General features: G+C 72.5%; 20 protein-coding genes and 1 riboswitch. Of the genes, 14 read left to right on the plus strand and 6 right to left on the minus strand.

The features are described from left to right. The first annotated feature begins 7 nt into the window (after positions 1-7). The 9 genes from AC0N04_RS06775 to AC0N04_RS06815 all read left to right on the plus strand — a co-directional run bounded on the left by AC0N04_RS06775 (position 8) and on the right by AC0N04_RS06815 (position 11410). Positions 8-1201, plus strand: a complete 1194-nt coding sequence (locus tag AC0N04_RS06775; RefSeq protein ID WP_474279882.1) for an acyl-CoA dehydrogenase family protein — start codon at positions 8-10, stop codon at positions 1199-1201. Between the two features lie 27 nt (positions 1202-1228). After that, a riboswitch (TPP riboswitch) is annotated at positions 1229-1331 on the plus strand. Positions 1332-1419: 88 nt separating this feature from the next. Next, entirely contained in the window at positions 1420-3333 is a 1914-nt protein-coding gene (gene thiC, locus AC0N04_RS06780; protein ID WP_474279884.1) for a phosphomethylpyrimidine synthase ThiC, read from the plus strand. Positions 3334-3336: 3 nt separating this feature from the next. Continuing rightward, positions 3337-4479, plus strand: a complete 1143-nt coding sequence (locus AC0N04_RS06785) for an FAD-dependent oxidoreductase (protein ID WP_474279885.1) — start codon at positions 3337-3339, stop codon at positions 4477-4479. Continuing rightward, a complete protein-coding gene (thiS, locus tag AC0N04_RS06790) occupies positions 4476-4736 on the plus strand; it encodes a sulfur carrier protein ThiS (RefSeq protein WP_474279886.1) in 261 nt (86 codons plus the stop codon). The genes AC0N04_RS06785 and thiS overlap by 4 nt, the downstream gene beginning before the upstream one ends. Positions 4737-4743: 7 nt before the next feature. After that, complete coding sequence (locus AC0N04_RS06795) at positions 4744-5529, plus strand: thiazole synthase (protein ID WP_474279887.1); 786 nt, start codon at positions 4744-4746, stop codon at positions 5527-5529. Between the two features lie 7 nt (positions 5530-5536). Next, the gene (gene thiD, locus AC0N04_RS06800; RefSeq protein ID WP_474279888.1) at positions 5537-7111 is read left to right on the plus strand and encodes a bifunctional hydroxymethylpyrimidine kinase/phosphomethylpyrimidine kinase; all 1575 of its coding nucleotides are present in this window, start codon (positions 5537-5539) and stop codon (positions 7109-7111) included. Positions 7112-7279: 168 nt separating this feature from the next. Beyond that, on the plus strand, positions 7280-8188 hold the full coding sequence (locus AC0N04_RS06805) for an aldo/keto reductase (RefSeq protein ID WP_474279889.1): 909 nt from the start codon (positions 7280-7282) through the stop codon (positions 8186-8188). Further along, complete coding sequence (locus AC0N04_RS06810; RefSeq protein WP_474279890.1) at positions 8185-10563, plus strand: HAD-IC family P-type ATPase; 2379 nt, start codon at positions 8185-8187, stop codon at positions 10561-10563. Before AC0N04_RS06805 ends, AC0N04_RS06810 begins: the two co-directional genes overlap by 4 nt. Positions 10564-10654: 91 nt before the next feature. Next, positions 10655-11410, plus strand: a complete 756-nt coding sequence (locus AC0N04_RS06815) for a class II aldolase/adducin family protein (RefSeq protein WP_474279891.1) — start codon at positions 10655-10657, stop codon at positions 11408-11410. A 7-nt stretch (positions 11411-11417) separates the two neighbouring features. On the opposite strand, the gene AC0N04_RS06820 is transcribed toward AC0N04_RS06815, so the two are convergent. Further along, entirely contained in the window at positions 11418-11615 is a 198-nt protein-coding gene (locus AC0N04_RS06820) for a hypothetical protein (protein WP_474279892.1), read from the minus strand. Between the two features lie 13 nt (positions 11616-11628). Then, positions 11629-11994: a PspC domain-containing protein gene (locus tag AC0N04_RS06825; RefSeq protein WP_474279893.1), complete on the minus strand. Its 366-nt coding sequence runs from the start codon at positions 11992-11994 to the stop codon at positions 11629-11631. Positions 11995-12247: 253 nt separating this feature from the next. Here AC0N04_RS06825 and AC0N04_RS06830 point away from each other — a divergent pair, with 253 nt between their 5' ends. Next, entirely contained in the window at positions 12248-13132 is an 885-nt protein-coding gene (locus AC0N04_RS06830; protein WP_474279894.1) for a hypothetical protein, read from the plus strand. Next, positions 13129-14037 (plus strand): alpha/beta hydrolase, encoded by a 909-nt coding sequence (locus AC0N04_RS06835; protein WP_474279895.1) that lies wholly within the window; start codon positions 13129-13131, stop codon positions 14035-14037. The genes AC0N04_RS06830 and AC0N04_RS06835 overlap by 4 nt, the downstream gene beginning before the upstream one ends. An 18-nt stretch (positions 14038-14055) precedes the next feature. Here the strand turns inward: AC0N04_RS06835 and AC0N04_RS06840 are convergent, their stop codons facing one another. Continuing rightward, the gene (locus tag AC0N04_RS06840) at positions 14056-15765 is read right to left on the minus strand and encodes a ClcB-like voltage-gated chloride channel protein (protein WP_474279896.1); all 1710 of its coding nucleotides are present in this window, start codon (positions 15763-15765) and stop codon (positions 14056-14058) included. Between the two features lie 209 nt (positions 15766-15974). Between AC0N04_RS06840 and AC0N04_RS06845 the strand changes: the two genes are divergently transcribed. The 3 genes from AC0N04_RS06845 (at position 15975) to AC0N04_RS06855 (ending at position 17579) form a co-directional block, all read left to right on the plus strand. Then, complete coding sequence (locus tag AC0N04_RS06845; protein WP_474279897.1) at positions 15975-16259, plus strand: hypothetical protein; 285 nt, start codon at positions 15975-15977, stop codon at positions 16257-16259. A 178-nt stretch (positions 16260-16437) separates the two neighbouring features. Continuing rightward, positions 16438-16692, plus strand: coding sequence for a GlsB/YeaQ/YmgE family stress response membrane protein (locus AC0N04_RS06850; protein ID WP_474279898.1), 255 nt, complete (start codon positions 16438-16440; stop codon positions 16690-16692). Between the two features lie 119 nt (positions 16693-16811). Continuing rightward, positions 16812-17579 carry a transporter gene (locus AC0N04_RS06855; RefSeq protein WP_474279899.1) on the plus strand — a complete coding sequence of 256 codons (768 nt, stop codon included), beginning with the start codon at positions 16812-16814 and terminating at the stop codon, positions 17577-17579. A gap of 286 nt (positions 17580-17865) precedes the next feature. Here the strand turns inward: AC0N04_RS06855 and AC0N04_RS06860 are convergent, their stop codons facing one another. The 3 genes from AC0N04_RS06860 to AC0N04_RS06870 all read right to left on the minus strand — a co-directional run bounded on the left by AC0N04_RS06860 (position 17866) and on the right by AC0N04_RS06870 (position 21390). Continuing rightward, positions 17866-18561, minus strand: coding sequence for a dienelactone hydrolase family protein (locus tag AC0N04_RS06860; protein WP_474279900.1), 696 nt, complete (start codon positions 18559-18561; stop codon positions 17866-17868). Between the two features lie 65 nt (positions 18562-18626). Beyond that, complete coding sequence (locus AC0N04_RS06865; RefSeq protein WP_474279901.1) at positions 18627-19349, minus strand: ABC transporter ATP-binding protein; 723 nt, start codon at positions 19347-19349, stop codon at positions 18627-18629. A gap of 109 nt (positions 19350-19458) precedes the next feature. Continuing rightward, on the minus strand, positions 19459-21390 hold the full coding sequence (locus AC0N04_RS06870; protein ID WP_474279902.1) for a branched-chain amino acid ABC transporter ATP-binding protein/permease: 1932 nt from the start codon (positions 21388-21390) through the stop codon (positions 19459-19461). Positions 21391-21433 lie beyond the last annotated feature (43 nt).

A 21433-nucleotide genomic window follows, 5' to 3' on the forward strand; every position in this document is an offset into this window, starting at 1 on the left:
CCGGACCATGCTGCCGCAGCTTCATCGCCATCGCTGGATGGACGCGGACATCGAGACCTTCCGCGACGCCGTCCGCCGCTACATCACCGGAGAACTGGCGCCGCAGCTGGACGGCTGGCGCCGCCAGGGCTTCATTCCGCGCGAGATCTGGCGCCGGTTCGGGCAGATGGGGTTCCTGCTGCCCGAGCTGGACGAGGCCCACGGCGGCGCGGGCGCCTCGCTGGCTTACCAGCTGGTGGTGCAGGACGAACTGGCGCGGGCCGAGATGCCGGCCAACACCGCGGTCCACACGATCGCGGCGCACTACCTGCTCGACTATGGCACCGACGCGCAGAAGCAGCGCTGGCTGCCGCGGCTGGCCAGCGGCGAGCTGCTCGCCGGCATCGCGCTGACCGAACCGGGCTGCGGCTCGGACCTGAAGGCGCTGCGCACCCGCGCCCGGCGCGATGGCGACGCGTACGTCATCGACGGCGCCAAGACCTTCATCACCAATGGCGCCACCGCCAACCTGCTGGTGGTGGCGGTGCGCACCGGCGGTGCCGGCAGCCGTGGCGTCTCGCTGGCGGTGCTGGAAACCGAACGGCTGCCGGGCTTCCGGGTTGGCCGGCGGCTCGAGAAGCTGGGCCAGCACGCCTCCGACACCGCCGAGCTGTTCTTCGACGGCGTTCGCATTCCGGCGGCCAACCTGATCGGCGAGAAGGAAGGCGAAGGCTTCGCCCAGTTGATGAGCCAGCTGCCCTACGAGCGCCTGCTGCTGTGCGTGCCGGCGGCGGCGGTGATCGAGCGCGCCGTGGAGCTGACGGTCGACTACACCCGGCAGCGGCACGCGTTCGGCCAGCCGCTGTCGGACTTTCAGAACACCCGCTTCAAGCTCGCCGAATGCGCGACGCTGGCGCATGTCGTGCGCAGCTTCGTCAACGACTGCATCCAGCGGTTGCTCGACGGCACACTCGACGACGAGGCCGCCTACATGGCCAAGTGGTGGTGCACCGAACAGCAGGGCAAGGTCACCGACGAGTGCCTGCAGCTGTTCGGCGGCTACGGCTACATGGTCGACTACCCGATCGCGCGCCTCTACGCCGATGCGCGCATCCAGCGCATCTACGGCGGCACCACCGAGATCATGAAAGACCTGATCTCGCGCCGGCTGTTCGCCTCGGGTGACGGCCGGGACGGGTTGGCGCGTTCATCATCGTCTTGACCTTCGCGCGCCGCCGCCCGTACACTGCGCCCCGCTCCGGGGTGCACGCAAGTGCTGAGATGGCGACGACGCCGAACCCGACGAACTTGATCCGGTTCATACCGGCGTAAGAAGAGCCGTTGGTTCCCGTTGAGGTTCACGTCATGGCGGCACGCCGTGGCGCACACATCAAGGGGCACTTTCCGGAGCACCACCTGCCCAACGGAAAGACCGCCCCGATGACGACGACCTCAGCTCCCCTCGACACCGCCCCGTTCGCCGAGCGCCTCGCGCTGACGCGTGCGCCGTTTCCCGCCTCGACCAAGGTCCACGTGCCGGGCGAGCTGCACGCCGGCCTGCGCGTGCCGATGCGGGAGGTCGCGCTGACCAACGGCGAGCACATCTCGCTGTACGACACCTCGGGGCCGTACACCGATCCGGCCGCATCGATCGACGTGCGCAGCGGCCTGGCGCCGCTGCGCGCCGCCTGGATCGAGGCCCGCGGCGACACCGAGGGCTACGCCGGCCGCGCGCCGCAGGCGCTCGACGACGGCAGCCGGCACGAGGCCCGCGAGGCCGAACGCCTGGCCGCGCTGCGCCGCGAGGCCGCCGGGCTGCAGCGCGCGCCGCGCCGCGCGCGGGCCGGCGCCAATGTCACGCAGATGCACTACGCGCGGCGCGGCATCGTCACGCCGGAGATGGAGTTCGTCGCGATCCGCGAGAACGGCCGCCGCGAGTGGATGGCCGAGTACCTCGCCGATGCCGGCCGCGAGCTGCGCCTGCAGGGCCGGCCGCTGGGGGCGCAGGTCCCGCGCATCGTCACGCCCGAATTCGTGCGCGACGAGGTCGCGCGCGGCCGCGCGATCATCCCGGCCAACATCAACCACCCCGAGGTCGAGCCGATGGCGATCGGCCGCAACTTCCGGGTCAAGATCAACGCCAACATCGGCAACTCGGCGGTCACGTCGGGCATCGACGAAGAGGTCGAGAAGCTGGTCTGGGCGATCCGCTGGGGTGCCGACAACGTGATGGACCTGAGCACCGGCCGCAACATCCACACCACGCGCGACTGGATCGTGCGCAACTCGCCGGTGCCGATCGGCACGGTGCCGATCTACCAGGCGCTCGAGAAGGTCGGCGGCGTGGCCGAGGACCTGAGCTGGGAGATCTTCCGCGACACGCTGATCGAGCAGGCCGAGCAGGGGGTCGACTACTTCACCATCCATGCCGGCGTGCGCCTGGCGTTCATCCACCTGACGGCGAATCGGCGCACCGGCATCGTCTCGCGCGGCGGCTCGATCATGGCCAAGTGGTGTATCTCGCACCACCGGGAGAGCTTTCTCTACACGCACTTCGAAGACATCTGCGACATCATGAAGGCCTACGACGTGAGCTTCTCGCTCGGCGACGGCCTGCGCCCCGGCTCGGGCGCCGACGCGAACGACGAGGCCCAGTTCGCCGAGCTGCGCACGCTCGGCGAGCTGACCCGGACGGCCTGGCAGCACGACGTGCAGACCATGATCGAAGGCCCGGGCCACGTGCCGATGCACCTGATCCAGGCCAACATGCAGGAGCAGCTCCAGCACTGCCACGAGGCGCCTTTCTACACCCTTGGGCCGCTGACGACCGACATCGCCCCCGGCTACGACCACATCTCGAGCGCGATCGGCGCGGCGATGATCGGCTGGATGGGCACCGCGATGCTCTGCTACGTCACGCCCAAGGAGCACCTGGGCCTGCCCGACCGCGACGACGTGAAGGCCGGCATCGTGGCCTACAAGATCGCCGCCCACGCCGCCGACATCGCCAAGGGCCACCCCGCGGCGCGGGCGCGCGACGACGCGCTGTCGAAGGCGCGCTTCGAATTCCGCTGGCACGACCAGTTCAACCTCAGCCTCGACCCCGACACCGCGCGCGATTTCCACGACGAGACGCTGCCCAAGGATTCGAGCAAGGAGGCGCACTTCTGTTCGATGTGCGGGCCCAAGTTCTGCTCGATGAAGATCACGCAGGAGGTGCGCGACTACGCCACCGCCCAAGGCCTGAGCGAAGGCGCCGCGCTGGCGCAGGGCCTGGCGGACAAGGCCCAGGAATTCAGGCAGGCCGGCGGCGAGCTCTACATCCCGATCCGCCCGGCCGCCGAGGAGGCCTGAGCGATGGCGGCGCAGCAGGTCGGCATCGCCGGCGCGGGCCTGGTCGGGCGCCTGCTGGCCTGGCGGCTGGCGGGGCTGGGGCATGCGGTCACGGTGTTCGATCCGGCCGCCGGCCCGCTCGACCGCGGCCAGGCCGCGGGATGGACCGCCGCCGGCATGCTCAGCCCCTGGGCCGAGCTGGAGTGCGCGAACGCCGAGGTCGCCGAGCTCGGCCAGCGCTCGCTGGCCTTGTGGGCCGGGTTCGTCGGCTCGCTCGCGCCAGCGGTCCACTTCCGCCGCGAGGGCAGCCTGATGCTGGCGCACCGCAGCGACCTGGGCAGCGCCCAGCGCCTGATCGGCCTGCTGCAGGGCAAGATGCCTGCCGGCCGCGCGCCGCGCGCGCTGAGCCTCGATCAGCTGCGCGAGCTCGAGCCCGCGGTGCACGGTCCGACCCATGCCTGGATGCTGGACGGCGAAGGCCAGATCCACACCGTGCAGGCGATGCAGGCGCTGGCCGAATCCGCAACGCGGCGCGGCGTGCGCTGGTGCTGGGGACAGGCGGTGACGGACCTGGCGCCGGGGCGCCTCGGCGCGCAGCGCTTCGACGCGGTGTTCGACGCGCGCGGCGTGGGCGCGCGGCCCGGCGCGGGGCTGGCGCCGCCACCGGGTGGCGAGGATCCGGGCGTCACGCCGCAGCTTCGCGGCGAGGACCTGGGGTTCACGCCGCAGCTTCGCGGCGTGAGGGGCGAGATCCTCTGGTTGCACGCGCCCGGCCTGGTGCTGCGGCGGCCGCTGCGGCTGCTGCACCCGCGCTGGCGGGTCTATCTGGTGCCGCGGCCGGGCGATCTGGTGGTGGTCGGCGCCAGCGAGATCGAGTCGGAAGACCGTTCGCCGATCTCGGTGCGCACGCTGTTGGGCCTGCTGTCGGCCGCGCACAGCGTGCTGCCCGAGCTGGCCGAGGCGCGCGTCGTGCACACCGAAACCAACCTGCGGCCGGCGCTGCCGGACAACCTGCCGCGGATCGAACACCGGCCCGGCCTGACCCGCATCAACGGACTGTTCCGCCACGGCTGGCTGATCGCCCCGGCCCTGGTCGACGACGCGTTGCGGCAGGCCGGCTTCACAGCGTCGCCGGCGGCCCCGGCACCGCAGGCGGTGGCGCCATGAGGCCGATCGAGTGTGCGGCCGACGCGGCGGCGGGCGCTGCGGTCGGCGAGGCGGCGCTGGCGGTCCGCGTCAACGGTGTCGTGCACCACCTGCCGGCCCACGGCACGCTGGCCGATCTGCTGGCGCGGCTGGGCCAGCCGCCCGAAGGCGTGGCGACGGCCGTGAACGGCCGCTTCGTCGCCCGGGACCGGCGCCAGGAGCACGCCCTGCGCGAGGGCGATCAGGTGAGCGTTTTTCAGGCGATCGTGGGAGGCTGAGGTGGAGATGACATCGACCGACTTCGTGCTGGCTGGCCGGCCCTTGCGCAGCCGCTTTCTGCTGGGCACGGCGGGCTACCCCTCGCCCCAGGTGCTGCGCGAGGCCATCGCGGCGTCGGGCAGCCAGGTCGTCACGCTGGCGCTCAAGCGCCAGCTCGCGGCCGGGGCGGGCGACAACGGCTTCGTGGAGATCATCCGCGCCAGCGGCGCCCACCTGCTGCCCAACACCGCCGGCTGCCGCACCGCGCGCGAGGCGGTCGCGCTGGCCCACATGGCGCGCGAGCTGCTGGGCACGCACTGGATCAAGCTCGAGGTGGTCGGCGACGAGCACACGCTGCAGCCCGATCCGTGGGAGCTGTGCATCGCGGCGGACGAGCTGGTGCGCGAGGGCTTCGAGGTCTTCCCGTACTGCACCGACGACCTGGTCAGCGCGCAGCGCCTGGTCGATGCCGGCTGCCGCATCCTGATGCCCTGGGGCGCGCCGATCGGCTCGGGCCAGGGCCTGCTCAACCCCTGGGCGCTGCGCATCCTGCGCGCGCGGCTGCCCGAGGTGACGCTGATCGTCGACGCCGGCATCGGCGCGCCGTCGCATGCCGTCCAGGCGATGGAGCTGGGGCTGGACGCGGTCCTGCTCAACTCGGCGGTGGCCCAGGCGGCCGATCCGGTCGGCATGGCGCGCGCGTTCGGGCTGGCGATCGAGGCCGGCTGGCTGGGCCACCGGTCCGGCCTGCTGGCACCGCAGGAGATGGCCGTCGCGTCGACCCCGGTCAGCGGCCGGCCGTTCGAGCTGTGAGGGCGGCATGAACGACCCGATCCGCCCGGTGGTGTGGAGCATCGCCGGCTCCGACAGCGGCGCCGGCGCCGGGCTGCAGGCCGACCTGCGCGCGCTGGACAGCCTGGCGGTGCAGGCCTGCACCGCGGTGGCGGCGATCACGGCGCAGAACTCGGTGCGCGTCGAGCACGTCGAACCGGTGGCCACGGCGTTGCTGGAGGCGCAGCTGGCCGCGCTCGCCAGCGATCTGCCGCCGCGCGCCATCAAGACCGGCCTGCTCGGCAGCGCGCAGAACGTCCGCTGCGTGGCCGCCTGGGTCGACCGGCTGCGGCGCGACGGGCCGGTCGCGCTGGTCGTCGATCCGGTGTGGCGGGCCAGCACCGGCGCCGACCTCAGCAGCGAGGCCTTGCGCGAGGCGCTGCTGCGCGAGTTGCTGCCGCGCGCCACCGCGATCACCCCCAATCGCGCCGAGGCCGCGTGGCTGCTGGGCTGGGACGCGGCGGCGCTGGCGGCGCCGGCGGCGGTCGAACGCGCCGCCGCCGCGCTGCGCGCGCTGGGGCCGCAGGCGGTGGTCATCACCGGTGGCGACGCGGGCGGCGAGCGCTCGATCGACTGGCTGGACGCGCCCGAGGCGCAGGGCTGGCTGGCGCTGCCGCGGGTCGACACCCGCCACCATCACGGCAGCGGCTGCGTGTTCGCATCGTCGATGGCCGCGGCGCTGGCACGTGACTTCTGTGCCGCGGACGCCGCCGTGATCGCCAAGATGAACACCACGCAGGCGCTGCGCCAGGCCGGGCCGGCGCCGTGCGGCGCGGGGGCGGGCGCGGTGCGTCCGGCGTCTGGCTTCGGCCTGCAGCCCGACCTGCTGCCGTCGCTGTCCGCCGCCAGCCACGCGTCGCCGCCACCGTTCGCCTCGCTGGCCGACCCGCGGCTGGGCCTGTATGCCGTGGTCGACAGCGCCGCGTGGGTCGAACGGGTGCTGGCGGCGGGCGTGCGGACGCTGCAGCTGCGCATCAAGGACGGCGCACGCGACGACCTGGCGCAGCAGATCCGGCGCAGCGTGCAGGCGGCGCGCGCGGCGCGGGCCCAGCTGTTCGTCAACGACCACTGGCGCCTGGCGCTGGAGCACGGCGCCTACGGCGTCCATCTGGGTCAGGAAGACCTGGCCACCGCCGACCTGGACGCGCTGCGCCAAGCCGGCCTGCGGCTCGGGCTCAGCACCCACAGCTTCTGGGAAGTGTGCCGCGCCCGCGCGCTGGCGCCGAGCTACATCGCCTGCGGTCCGATCCACGCCACCACGACCAAGGACATGCCGTGGCGGCCGCAGGGCCCGGTCAACCTCGCATACTGGTGCCAGGTCCTGCGCGAACCGGTGGTGGCGATCGGCGGCATGGACGCCCGGCGCAGCCACGAGGCCGTGCGGTGCGGCGCCGCCGGCGTCGCGGTGCTGCGCGGCATCGTGCAGGCCCGCGATCCGGAGCGGGAGATCCAGGGCCTGCAGGCGGCGATCGCGTCGGCCTCGCTGGCGGCGCCGATCGCCGCGCCGGAGCTGCCGCGCAGCACCTTGGCCGCACAGGCGCCGGAGCAGCGGCCGTCGCGCTGACCGCAGAACGGCGGCCGGACGCGGCAGGGCCCGGTCCGGAGGCGATGGTGCAGAATCGAAAAATCACCGTGATTGCAGGAATGCCATGCCGTACTCGAGTTCGCTGTCCGATCGTTCGGTGAGGTCTGCCGACCGCCGCCCCGGCCCGTCCCACCGGGGGGCGCGGCGATGAGTCGCGCCGTCCCGATGGTGCCGCTGGTGCCCGGCGGCCTCTCGCTGTCGGCGATCGTCGCGGGCGTCTGGCGCATGGCCGAGTGGCAGCTGGACGTGCCGGCGCGGGTGCGCTGGATCGAACAGGCGCTGGAGCTCGGCATCAGCAGCTTCGACCATGCCGACCTCTACGGCAACTACCGCGTCGAGGCCTTGTTCGGCGACGCGCTGGCGGCGGCGCCGGGCCTGCGGGAGCGCCTGCAGATCGTCACCAAGTGCGGCATCAAGCTCGTCTCGGACCAGCGCCCGGCGCATGCGATCAAGTCCTACGACAGCTCGCGGGCCCATGTGGTCGCGTCGGTCGAGGCCTCGCTGCGCGCGCTGCGCACCGATCGGGTGGACCTGCTGCTGATCCATCGGCCCGACCTGCTGATGGATCCCGACGAGCTCGCGGCGACGTTCGACGCCTTGCGCGCGGCGGGCAAGGTGCTGAGCTTCGGGGTGTCGAACCATGCGCCCTCGCAGCTGGCGATGCTGCACCGCCGGCACCCGCTGGCGACCCACCAGATCGAGCTCTCGCCGCTGCAACTGCAGGCCTTGTCGGACGGCACGCTGACGCAGTGCACCGACCTCGGCCTGCGCCCGATGATCTGGTCGCCGCTGGCGGGGGGCGGCCTCTTTTCGCGGCAGGACGAGCCGGCCCAGCGCGTGCGGGCCGTGCTCGACGAGCTGGCGCAGCGCCACGGGGTCAGCGCCGCGACCGTGGCCTACGCCTGGATCCTGCGCCACCCGGCCCGGCCGCTGCCGATCACCGGGTCGGGCCGCGTCGAGGCCTTGCGCGAGGCGGCCGCGGCGCTCGACGTTCCGCTGTCCGCCGAAGACTGGTACCGGGTCTGGCAGGCGCGCACCGGGCACGAGGTGGCATGACGCTGGCGCGGCCCGGCGGCGGCCCGCCTCGCCCGTCCACCGGACCCGAGCTGCCCGCCACCGACCCGGCCAGCGGGCTGACCGAGGCCGAGGCCGGGCGTCGCCTGGCGCAGTTCGGCGCCAATGCGATCGCCGGGCAGGCACCGCCCGCCTGGCGCCAGTTCGCGGCCCGCTTCTGGGCGCCGGTGCCGTGGATGCTGGAGGCGGTGATCGCGCTGCAGCTGCTGCTGGGCCGCGGCTGGGAGGCGCTGGTGATCGCCGCGCTGCTGGTGTTCAACGCGCTGGTGGCCTTCGTCCAGGAGCACCGGGCGCAGGACGCGCTGGCGCTGCTGCGCCGGCAGCTGCACGTCACCGCGCGGGTGCTGCGCGACGGCCGGTGGCGCACGCTGGCGGCCGAGCAGCTGGTGCCGGGCGACATCGTGCACGTGCGCGCCGGCGACATCGTCGCGGCCGACCTGGCGCTGTACGACGGCGCGGTGTCGCTGGACCAGGCGGCGCTGACCGGCGAATCGCTGCCGGTCGACGCCGGGGCCGGGCAGCCGGCCTACACCGGCGCCATCGTGCGCCAGGGCGAGGCCAGCGGCCGCGTCACCGCCACCGGCGCCCGGACCTTCTTCGGCCGCACCGCCGAGCTGGTGCGCAGCTCGGACGCGCCCAGCCACATGCAGCGCACGATCTTCGCGATCGTCAAGCGGCTGGTCGCGTTCGACGCGGGGCTGGTCGTCGTCGTCGTGGCCTATGCGCTGTGGCAGCACCTGCCCTGGGGCGACACGGCGGTGTTCTCGCTGATGCTGCTGGTGGCGTCGGTGCCGGTGGCGCTGCCGGCCACCTACACGCTGGCCACCGCGCTCAGCAGCCTGCAGCTGGCCCGCGACGGCGTGCTGGTGACGCGGCTGCCGGCGGTGGAGGAGGCTGCTGCGATGGACACCCTGGTGTCCGACAAGACCGGCACGCTGACCGAGAACCGCCTCAGCTATGCCGGCGCGCTCGCGCTGGCGCCCGGCGCCGACGAAGCCGCGGTGCTGCGCGCGGCGGCCCTGGCGAGCGACGACGCAACGCAGGACCCGCTGGATCTGGCCTTGCTGGGCCCGGCGCGCGAGCGCGGGCTGCTGGCCGCGGCGCCGCCGCGCACCGCGTTCCGTCCGTTCGATCCGGCCACCCGCCGCAGCGAAGGCGACTACAGCGTCGATGGCGCGCCGTGGCAGGCGCTCAAGGGCGCGGCCAACGTCGTCGGGCCGTTGTGCCGGCTGGACGCCGCCGGGCAGGCCGCGCTGGACGCCGCGCAGCGCCAGCTGGCGCAGGGCGGCGCCCGCGTGCTCGCGGTGGCCGCCGGCCCGGTGGACGCACTGCAGCTGCTGGGCGTGGTCGGCCTGGCCGACCCGCCGCGCGCCGACGCGGCCGAGCTGATCCGCCAGCTCGGCGGGCTGGGCGTGCGCGTGTGCATGGCCACCGGCGACGCCGAGGAGACGGCACGCGCCATCGGCGCCCAGCTCGGCCTGGGCACGCGGGTCTGCCAGGCGCAGGCCGGCCGGCCCGAGGACTGCGACCTCTACGCCCGCGTGCTGCCCGAGGACAAGCACCGGCTCATCGTCGCATGGCAGCAGGCCGGCCATGTGACCGGCATGACCGGCGATGGCGTCAACGACGCGCCCGCGCTGCGCCAGGCCGAGCTGGGGATCGCGGTGGCCAGCGCCACCGACGTGGCCAAGGCCGCGGCCGGCGTGGTGCTGACCGGCGTCGGCCTGGCCGGCGTGCTGAACGTCGTGCGCACCGGCCGCGAGGTGCACCGGCGCATGCTCACCTACACGCTCAACAAGACCCTCAAGACGCTGGAGCTGGCGTCGTTCCTCACGCTCGGGCTGATGCTCACCGGCGGCTTCGTGATCTCCGCGACGCTGATCGTGCTGCTGCTGTTCACCAACGATTTCGTGACGATGAGCATCGCCAGCGACCGCGTCCAGCCGGCGCCCCGGCCGCAGCGCTGGGCGGTGCGGCAGCTGGTCGGCGCGGCGGCGCTGTTCGCGCTGCTGTCGCTGCTGTTCTCGTTCTCGGTCTACGGCTGGGCCCGCGGCACGCGGGCGCTGAGCGCGGGCCAACTGCAAACGGTGGTCTTCCTGCTGCTGGTGTTCACCAACCAGGCCAACCTCTACGTGCTGCGCACCGGCGCGCGCCTGTGGGCCTTCGCGCCGTCGCGCTGGATGCTGCTGGCGAGCGGTGCCGACGTGCTGGGGGTCGGCCTGCTGGCGTGGCAGGGCTGGCTGATGGCCGCGCTGCCGCCGGCCTGGGTGGCGGGCCTGCTGCTGGCCTGCGCCGGCTTCGCCCTGGTGCTCGACCAGGCCAAGCTCTGGGTTTTCCCGCGCTTCGCGATCGCCTGAGCGACAGCCGCGCGGGCCGTGCTCGCGTATCCTGCACCGTGCAGCCGCGCCGCAGAGCCGGCGCTTCGTTCCCACCTCCAGGAGACAGACGATGCACATCCCTTCGCTCAAGGACCAGGTCAGCGCCGACGAATGGCAGCTGCGGGTCGATCTGGCCGCCGCCTACCGGCTGGTGGCGTTCTACGGCTGGAGCGATCTGGTCTTCACCCACATCAGCGCGCGCATCCCCGGCCCCGAGCACCATTTCCTGATCAACCCCTACGGGCTGATGTTCGACGAGATCACCGCGTCCAGCCTGATCAAGGTCGATCAGCAGTGCAACCAGCTCAGCGAGTCGCCGTTCCCGGTCAACCCGGCCGGCTTCACGATCCACAGCTGCATCCACGACGCCCGGCCCGATGTCGGCTGCGTGCTGCACACCCACAGCCGGGCCGGCGTGGCGGTGAGCGCGCAGAAAGGCGGCCTGCTGCCGATCAGCCAGCAATCGACCTTCGTCGTGCCGGCGCTGGGCTACCACGACTACGAAGGCGTGGCCCTGCGCGACGACGAGAAGCCGCGCCTGCAGGCCGACCTGGGGCACAACACCTTCCTGATGCTGCGCAACCATGGCCTGCTGACCGTGGGCGCGACGGTGGCCGACGCCTTCCTGTCGATGTACACGTTCGAGAGCAGCTGCGCGATCCAGATCAGCGCCCAGGCCGGCGGCGAACTGGTGACGGTCGACCCCCGGATCCTCGAGACCATGCCCGAGGTGATGCGCAGGGTGACCAAGGGCCAGGGCGCCGGCATCGCCTGGCCCGCGCTGCTGCGAAAGCTGGACCGGCTCGATCGCTCGTACCAGCTCTGAACGGCGCTCAGCGCCCCAGCAGGCGCGCCGGCAGGAACAGGATCGCGCGCAGCAGCGCGAACACCGCTTCCAGCGTGATGCCGATCAGCCGCAACGGCAGCGACAGCAGCCACAGCACGGGCCACAGCAGCAGCACCGCGACCGCCAGCGGCCAGCTCAGCACCAGCAACAGGCACCAGGCCAGCAGGGTCAGCAAGCTTGTCATGGCGGGCCTGCGCTCAGTGGGCGTGCAGCGGGCCGGCATCGCCGCCGAAACGGCCGGTGTCCGACGCCAGCGGCACGAAGAACCACATCAGCGCGTACACCAGCAAGCCACTGCCCGCGCACAGCAGCAGCAGCAGGAAGCCGAGGCGCCACGCCCAGGCCGCCAGGCCGAAGCTGTCGGCGAGGCCGCCGCACACGCCGCCCAGCCACCGGTCGTGGCGGCTGCGCCGCAAGCCGTTGATCGCCGCCAGGCCGGGGTGGAGCGGTGCCGGCGCCGGCGAAGCCAGCGTGCTCGCCTTGGCGCGGGCGAACTCGTCATCGGTCAGCACGCCGCGGCGGTGCAGGTCGTCGAGCTGTTCGAGTTGTTCGCTGAGCGTCATGGGGGTCTCCTTGCGGCCGGGGTGGGGTCGATGGGCTTCACTCTAGTCCGGTTCGGCCCGCCTGGCACCTGCTGTTGCGACCGGGTGCGCGCTCGGCGGGATGAGGTGCTGCTGGGCCCGACGGGGCGGCGGCCAGCGTGCTGCGGGCCGGTCTCCTAGGGATGGGCGCGGCCCCGAAAGCTGCCAAGCTGCGGCCACGCGGCGGGGTCGGCGACGAAGGGGTCGCCCGCAGCGCCGGGACCAGGAGGTGGCGATGGCAGTGCAAGGACCCGGGCGGTTGGGGGGGCTGGTGGCGGTCGGCGGCGCGGTCGTCCTGTCCGCCTGGCCGGTGTTTGCCGCCACCGGGACGGTGGCCGCCACAGACGCCGTCACCGCCAGCATCGTCGCGCTGGCCCAGCAGGCGCTGGCCTACGCCGGCGTGCTGGCGGCGGCCGGCACGGTGGCGATGGCCTTCGTCGAACTGTTCAAGGCCTTGGTCGATCTGCGGCGGCATTTCCACCAGCAGATGGTCGGCCGCTGGCTGGGGGCCGGCCGGGATCAGGTGCTGCCGGAGCTGCTGTTCCTGGCGATCGGCGACCAGCGGCACGACAGCGTGCTGTACGGCCAGTCGATCGAGAAGCTGATGGGCCAGGTGCAGGCCGCGGCGCGGATCGCGCTGGATTACCCCGACAAGTTCCCGCGCCTGTTCACCTTCCTGACCAGCTCCGACTTCGAACCCCGCCAGGACAGCCAGCCGGTCGGCCGCGTGGCGCCGGCGGACCGCAGCGCCTGGACCCGCCACGCCCACGCGGTGCAGGACGTGTCGGCCCATCTGCGCGCCACGGCGCCCGGCGCGGCCGATCCGGCCGCCGATGCCGCCGCCGCCCAGGCGGCCAGCGATGCCGCGCAGGCGCGCGCGCGCCTGGCCAGCCTGGTGGCACGCAAGCTCGACGGCTTTCAGCTGCGCGCCGAGTTCTGGTGGAGCCGCCTCAACCAGGCGCTGGGCATCGGCATGAGCGTGGTGATCGTCGAGCTGGCCGTCAAGCAGAGCCTGGCGCTGTCCGAGCCGCGGGCGTTCGCCGTCGGCCTGATGGGCGGCCTGCTGGCGCCGTTCGCGAAGGACTTCACGCAGTCGCTGGCCGGCCTCGCCGCCAAATGAGCGCCATCGTCGAGTTGAACTGCCGCAGCGCCGATGCCGGCGGCACCTTGGATCCGCTGCGCGCCTGGCTGGCGGTGCCCGCGCTGCGCGGCTGCCGCCACCTGATCGTGCTGATCCACGGCTACAACGACACGGTCGACGAGGCGCGCACGGCTTACGCCAGCTTCGAGGCGCTGCAGGCCGCGCAGGTGGCGCCCGGCCGCGACTGGACCTTCGGCGCCACCCAGGTGCAGGTGTTCTGGCCCGGCGACGCGACCTGGGGCCTGGCCCGGCCGGCGTTCTACCCGTTCGCGCTGCCGCTGGCCGACCGCTCGGCCGCGCTGCTGCGCGAGATCGTGGTCGATCTGGTCGCCTGTTCGGGCGGCCGGCTGACGCTGGACGTGGTCGCGCATTCGATGGGCAACCGGGTCGCGCTGCAGATGCTGGGGTTGCTTCGCGGCCAGGCCGGGCTGCAGGTGCGGCGCCTGATGAACCTGGCCGCCGCGGTGCCGGTGGGTCGCCTGCAGGCGACCGCCGACACGCTGGCGCTAGGCCTGGGTGCGGCCTGCGCCGGCGGCCGCGCGACGAGCTTTTATTCGGCCGACGATGCGGTGCTGGCCTATGCTTTTCCGGTCGGCGAGACCGTCGCCGCCGCGCAGGAAGGCGTGCTGCCGGTCGCCCTCGGCCACCGCGACTGGACGGCCGGTCACTTCCCCGGATTGAGCCAGCACGACGCCAGCCCCGCCGGACACGGCGACTACTGGAGCGGCCCGGCGGTGCAGGCCGAGGTGCGCGAGCGGCTGGACCTGGCCGTCAGCGCGCCGCGGCGCACGCCACGGCACGTCGCGGCGCCGCGTGCCGCGCCCCCCGGGCGCGAGCGCGAGCCGCATGTGACGGCCGCCCGCCGTGCCGGCCAGGCGCTGTAGCGCGGCGGCGGCTCGCGCTCAGGGCAGCTGCGACAGCCGCTCCCGGAACATCAGCACCAGGTCGCTCTTGGTCACGTAGCCCAGCAACCGCCGCTCGTCGTCCAGCACCGGCAGGCGCTCGCCGGGGTGGGTGGCGAAGGTCTCCAGCACCTGCCAGACCGGCATGTCGGCCCGCACCGAGGGGAAGTCGGTGCGCAGCAGCGCAGGCGGCCAGGCGGCCTTCTCGTCGTGCGCGCTGCGGGTCAGCGGGTTCAGGTCGTGCAGCGAAATCGCGCCGAGGAAATGCTCGCCCGCATCGAGCACGTAGACATGCGGCCGGCGGTGCCGCACGAAGACCTGCTCCAGCGCCTGCAGGCTCTCGCCCTCGGCGATGGTGGCGGCATCGGTACGCAGAAAATCGGTGGCGATCGCCACCGCCGGCGTCGGCTGGGCCTGGCCGGCGGCATCGGAGTAGATCGAGTCGGGCCGGATCACGCGCGAGACGGTGTAGCCCAGCACGCAGGACAGCATCAACGGCATCATCAGGCCGTAGTTCTCGGTCATCTCGAAGATCATCAGGATCGAGGTCAGCGGTGCATGGGTGGCGGCCGCGAGAAACGCCCCCATGCCGGTCGCGACGCAGACCGGCGCCGCGATCAGCCCGGGCGACAGCGCCTGCACCGCGGTGCTGAACAGCCCGCCGGCGGCGGCGCCGACGAACAGCGTCGGCGTGAAGATGCCGCCGACCGCGCCCGAGCCGGTGGTGGCGGCCACGGCCACCAGCTTCAGCAGCAGCACGACCAGCAAGGCCTGCCACAGCCAGTGGCCTTGCAGCATGTCGTTGACCACGCTGTAGCCGTTGCCCCAGACCTCGGGCCTGAGCAGCGACAGCGCACCCACCACCAGGCCGCCGGCCCCCAGCTTCAGCCACAGCGGCGCCGTCCAGCGCGCGAACAGGCGATGGCCCTGATCGAGCACCGCGCGGTACAGCGGCGCGCCCACGCCGGCCAACAGGCCCAGGCCGGCCAGCACCAGCGTGGCCGAGCCGCCCGGCACCTCGATCGGCGGCATGTGGTAGGTCGCCCGCAGGCCGAACAGCCGCGTCAGCGTCAGGTGGGCGGTCACGGCCGAGACGATCAGCGGCCCCAGGCTTTCGATGGCCACCGAATGCAGCACGATCTCGGCCACGAACAGCGCCCCGGCGACCGGCGCGTTGTAGGCCGTCGCCACGCCCGCCGCGGCGCCGCAGGCCACCATCAGGCGCAGCCGTGGCATCGGCGCCTGGCGCCAGCGCCCGACCAGCGAGCCGGCCAGCGCCGACAACTGCACCATCGAGCCCTCGCGCCCGATCGCGCCGCCGCTGGCCACCACCAGCGCCGACGACAACGCCCGTCCCAGCGACGAGCGCACGGCCAGCCGGCCGTTGCCCAGCGCGATCGATTCCATGTAGTCGCTGCTGCCGTCGGGATGCGACAGCCGCCGGGCCCAGGCCAGCGCCAGGCCGCCCAGCACCCCGCCCAGCGCGGGCGTGACCAGGCGCCAGAACGGCGGCAGGTGGCTGGCGATGCGGACCAGGCCGCCACCCTCGCCGTAGACCAGCCGCTCGGCGCCTTCGACGCCCTGGCGGAAGCCGATCGTGCACAGCGCGCCCAGCACGCCGATCAGGCCGGCAGTGAGCAGGGTCAGCGGGAGTTCGGCGCTGCGGGTTCGATCCAGCAGCCGCAGGACGGCAGAGCGCAGCAGACGCATCGGACAACAACTCGGTGCCGGCGCCGCGCACAACGGCGGACGCCGATCCATCGGAACGAAGAGGAAGCCGATCGCGGCTGGCCGGCAGGCGGGCCGTTCGTGGCGGCAGGCGCCGGCAGCGCGGGGCGAGGCCGATGTTAAACCCAGGCCGGGACCGCAGCGCGCCGCTCGCGCCGCGGCGCATTTGTTGCGATCATGGACACCTTCCCATGCCCGCGAGTCGACCGCCGATGAAGGACCTGTCCACCTCCCTGCCCGCCATGGGCCTGTCGCTGCCCAGCCCCGCCTATCTGCTGGGCTCGCTCGTCTTCGGCCTCGTCGGCTGGGCGGCCTATCGCCTGGGCCGCCGGGCCGAGCGGTCCGTGCCGGTCGTGCTGGGTCTGGTGCTGATGTTCTTCCCGTACGTGGTCGGGCGCACCTGGCTGCTGTACGGCATCGGCTCGGCCCTGTGCGTGGCGCTGGTGCTGGAGCACCGCTGGGCCCACGGCGATTGAGCACGGCCGCGGGGGGCGGATGCCGCGGCGCGGGCGAGCGCTGTCAGCGTGCCACCACGCCGGTGCAAAGAATCGCACTGCGCCCCGTCAGGCCGGCTGGCGTCCCCGCGGGCGCCGGGGCATGCTGCGACGCTGTTCAATCTCGGCGGCCCGGCCGCCTCCACAGGGAGCCTGTCACATGTTTCATTACCTCTGGATGCTGATCATCGGCATCGTCGTCGGTGCGATCGCGCGTTTGCTGATGCCGGGCTCCGAGCACCTGGGCCTGCTGATGACCGGCGTGCTGGGCATTGCCGGCTCGTTCGTCGGCGGCTTCATCGCCCGCCTGTTCAGCCGGCCCGACGACGGCGCGCTGGTCCACCCGGCGGGACTGGTGATGTCGGTGATCGGTGCACTGATCCTGCTCTACGCGTGGAAGCACTTCATGGCGTGAGCACCGGCTCGGCGCCGCCGACGTGCGCGGGCCGGCGATACTGGCGGTCGATGTGTTGTTCTGCCCATCACCCTGAGGCCCGGTGCCCGCCCGGTTCCTTCACCCCCCGCCGGGCCGCGATGATGGCGGCGCGCCAGCTGGCTCTGGCCACCGTGGTGGCGATGCCGGCGGCGCACGCCCAGGAGGCGCCTGATGTCACGCCTTACCGCCCCAGCGTGTCGACCCCGGCCGCGCTGTCGGCGCCCGGCTGGCTGGAGATCGAGGCCGGCCTGCAGCGCGCCCGCGCCGACGACCCGCTGCGTCGCGACAGCCTGCCCTACGACCTGAAGCTGGCGTTCACGCCCGACTGGGGGCTGCGCCTGAGCGGCGACGCGCAGGTGTGGCAGCTCGATGCCGACGGCTCCCGGGTCCACGGCGGCGGTGACACCAGCCTGGTGCTCAAACACCGCTGGGCCATGGACGACGCGTCGGCCTTCGGGGCGGAACTGGGCGTCAAGCAACCGACCGCTGCCGCCGGCCTGGGCAGCGGCGCACGGGACCTGGGCCTGACCGGCATTTACAGCAGCGACTTTGCCCAGGCCTGGCACCTCGACCTGAACCTGATGGCCACCCGGTTGGGGGCGGCGCCGGCCGGTCAGGGCCGCTGGCAGACCGCGTGGGCGGCCGCGCTGTCGCGCAATCTGGACGCGCAGTGGGGGCTGTCGGGAGAGCTCTCGGGCACCGAGCAGCCCGGCGCCGCCCGCACCGGCCAGGCGCTGCTGGCGGCCAGCTTCGCGCCACGCCGCGGCCTGGCGCTGGACGTGGCCGTCAGCAAAGGCCTGAGCACCGCCTCGGGCGGCTGGACGCTGATGACCGGGGTGACCTTCCTGGCCGGCAAGCTGTTCTGACGCCGAGGCCTGACCCAGTCTGCTCCTTCGCACCCCACCACGCCCGGGCCTGCATGCCCGGGCGCTTCGGCAGGCACTCGCAAGCCCGCAGGGGCTTGCTCGGTCCGGCCTGTGCATTCGCACCCCACGCCCGGGCTTTGCATGCCCGGGCGCTTCGGCAGGCACTCGCAAGCCCGCAGGGGCTTGCTCGGTCCGGCCTGTGCGTTCGCACCCCACGCCCGGGCTTTGCATGCCCGGGCGCTTCGGCAGGCACTCGCAAGCCCGCAGGGGCTTGCTCGGTCCGGCCTCAGCCCAGGTGCTGGCCTAGGAAACGGAGGGTGCGGTCCCAGGCTTGCTGGGCCCAGACCGGGTCGTACTGGGTGGCCGGGATGCGGCCCGGGCCGACGGCGGTTTCGTTGGCGAAGGCGTGGTGGGCCAGGTAGCGATGGAACTGGAAGCGCACGTCGGCGGCGCCGAGCTGCTTTTCCAGCGCGTCGACGGTGTCGATCGCGAAGAACTGGTCCTGCGTCGCCCAGTGGCCCAGCACCGGCACCTTGATGTTGGCGGCGGTCAGGTATTCCAGCGGCGGGCAGCCGTACCACACGACACCGGCGTCGAGCTCGGGCACGTTCGCCAGCGCCAGCAGCGTCAGCGCGCCGCCCATGCAGAAGCCGGTGACGCCGACCCTGGGCGCCCGGCCCTTCAGATATTGCACCGCGCCGCGGATGTCCTGCGAGGCGGCATCGCCGAAGTCCAGCCCGCTCATCAGGTGGTGGGCTTCCTCCGCCTCGACGGTGGATTTGCCGCGGTACAGGTCGGGCACCAGCGCCTGGTAGCCGGCGCTGGCGAGGCGATCGGCGACGCCGCGGATCTGGTCGTTCAGGCCCCACCATTCCTGGATCACCACCACCGCCGGTGCCGGACCGGCGGCCGGGTCCGGCTCGGCCAGGTAGCCGGAAACGGTTTGTCCGTCGGGACGCCGGAATTCAACGTTGCTGCCCATCATCGATCTCCTCGGTCGGGTCGACGTCCGACCCACAGGTGCCAGTATCGGACGAGCCTGCCCGCTCAGTGGCCGCCGCCCAGATAGGCCGCTTTCACGGCCGGGTCGTTGCGCAGTTTCTCGGCCGGGCCGTGCACGTTGATGCGACCGTTCTCGAGCACGTAGCCATAGTCGGCCACGGCCAGCGCCGCCGCGGCGAACTGCTCGACCAGCAGCATCGTGACGCCTTGCACCTTCAGGCGCTCGATGATGCGGAACACCTCGTCGACCAGGATGGGCGCGAGGCCCATCGAGGGTTCGTCCAGCAGCACGACCTCGGGGTTGAGCATCACCGCGCGGGCCATCGCCAGCATCTGCTGCTCGCCGCCCGACAGCGTGCCGGCCAGCTGCGTGCGGCGCTCCTTCAGGCGCGGGAACAAGTCCATCGCGCGTTCCAGGTCGCCGGCCACGTCGCCCTTGGCGCGGGCGCCGGTCAGGCGCGGGAAGGCGCCCAGCAGCAGGTTGTCGGCCACCGTCATGGTGGCGAAGACCCGCCGGCCTTCGGGCGAATGGGCCAGGCCGCGGCGCGCGATGTGGAACGGCTCGCGACCGTCGACGCGCTGGCCGTTGAGGTGGATCTCGCCGCCGGTGGGTTTGATCATGCCGCTGATCGCGCGCATGGTGGTGGTCTTGCCGGCGCCGTTGGAGCCGATCAGCGTCACCACCTGGCCCTGGGGCACCTCGATGGAGATGCCGTGCAGCACCTGGACCTTGCCGTAACCGGCGCTCAAGTTCTTGATAGTGAGCATGGACGTCAATCCTTGTTCGATCGGAGGGGCCGGCGGACAGGCCGGTCCGGTGCCGGGCCGCGCCCCTTCGGGGGGCGGCGAAGGCGCGAAGCGCAGGGCGTGGGGGCCGTCATGACGCCTGGCCGCCCAGATAGGCCTCGATCACCTTCTCGTCGGCCTGCACCGCGGCCGGCAGGCCCTCGGCGATCTTCTGGCCGAAGTCGAGCACCGAGACGGTGTCGCACAAGGTCATCACCACGTCCATGTGGTGCTCGATCAGGATCACCGTCACGCCGTGCTCGCGGATCTTCTGGATGATGCGCAGCAACTCCTTGATGTCGGGCGCAGTCAGGCCCGCCGCCGGCTCGTCGAGCAGCAGCAACTGCGGGTCCAGCGCCAGCGCGCGGGCGATCTCGAGCACGCGCTGCTTGCCGTACGGCAGGTTGCGCGCCTCCTCGCCGGCCAGGTCGGCCAGGCCGACGAAGCGCAGCAGGCCCATCGCGCGCACGCTGTTGTCGCGCCGCTCGCGCAGGTAGCGCGGCAGGTGCAGGGCCACGTCCAGCAGGTTGCTCTTGAAGCTGTGGTGCAGGCCGACCATCACGTTCTGCAGCGCGCTCATCTCGCCGAACAGCTGCACGTTCTGGAAGGTCCGGGCGATGCCCGACAGCGCGATCTGCGACGAGGTGCGGCCCGCCTGGGGCTGGCCGTCGAAGCTGACCCCGCCCGCCGTGGGCACGTAGATGCCGGTCAGCACGTTCATCATCGTGCTCTTGCCCGAACCGTTGGGGCCGATCAGGCCGTGGATGCTGCCGCGCTTGATGGTCAGGTCGACGTTGTTCAGCGCCTTCAGGCCGCCGAACTGCATCAGGATGCCCTTGGCTTCCAGCAAGGTCGCGCCGGCCGCGCCGGCGGAGTGGCTCAGCGCGTCGCCGCTCGGGGCCATGGCCGCCGCCTCGCTGGCATCGCTGGCGGCGTGGCCGCGCAGGTTGAAGGCGGTGCGCACGAAGCCGACGATGCCGTCCTGCAGGTAGTAGACGACGAACAGCGTGATCAGGCCGAAGATCGACAGCCGCCAGTCGGTCATCGAGTCGAGCTTGAACGAGACCGCGGCCAGTGCGGCACTGCCCAGCACCGGAATGAGCGCCGCCTGCGGCGTGGCCTTGCCCCGCTTGTAGGCCACGCCGGCGGAGATCGCGACCAGCACCGTCAGCACCACGGCGACGCTGCGGAACAGCACGACGTCGTCGAGCATCTTGGGCAGCATCACGATGATGGTCGCGCCCAGCAGCGCGCCGGTGCGGGTCTTGCGGCCGCCCATGATGATGGCCAGCAGGAACAGCACGGTCTGCTCGAAGTTGTAGGTGTTGGGCGAGATGTACTGCTCGGAATAGGCGTACAGCGCGCCCGCCAGGCCGGCCAGGCCGGCGCTGATCACGAAGGCGTAGACCTTGTAGCGGTAGACCGACACGCCCATGCAGTCCGATGCCACCGGGCTGCCGCGCAAGGCCTCGAAGGCCCGTCCGAGGTGCGAGCGCAGCACGCGGTGCACGAAGATCAGCGACGCGATCAGCAGCGCGCCGACGAGCCAGAAGAACTGCGTCTCGTTCATCTCCTGGCCGAACAGCGAGGGCTTGCTCAGCGTGATGCCCATCGGTCCGTTGGTCAGGAAATCCATCTCGTTGATCAGGATCTGGATGATGGTGCCGAAGGCCAGCGTCACCATCGCCAGGTACGGCCCGGTGACCCGCAGCGCCGGCAGCGCCAGCACCGCGCCGAAGGCCGCGGTGACGGCGATCGCCGTCGGCAGCGTCAGCCACAGGCCGGCGTCGTACTTCATGATCAGCACGCCGCAGGCATAGGCGCCGATGCCGAACAGGCCGGCGTGGCCCAGTGAGACCTGGCCGGTGTAGCCGACCACGATGTCCAGGCCGAACAGCACGATCGCGTAGATCATGATGGTCTCGACCAGGTGGATGTAGTACGGGTTGCCCACGGCCTGCGGGAACAGCGCCAGCGCCGCGATGGCGATCGCGGCGGCGAGCAGTTGTTTTGCGTTCTTCATGGTCGGTCGGGTTCGTTGGCGACAAGGTCGCGATGCTCGGGCG

The sequence above is a fragment of the Ideonella sp. sgz306126 genome (assembly GCF_056032705.1).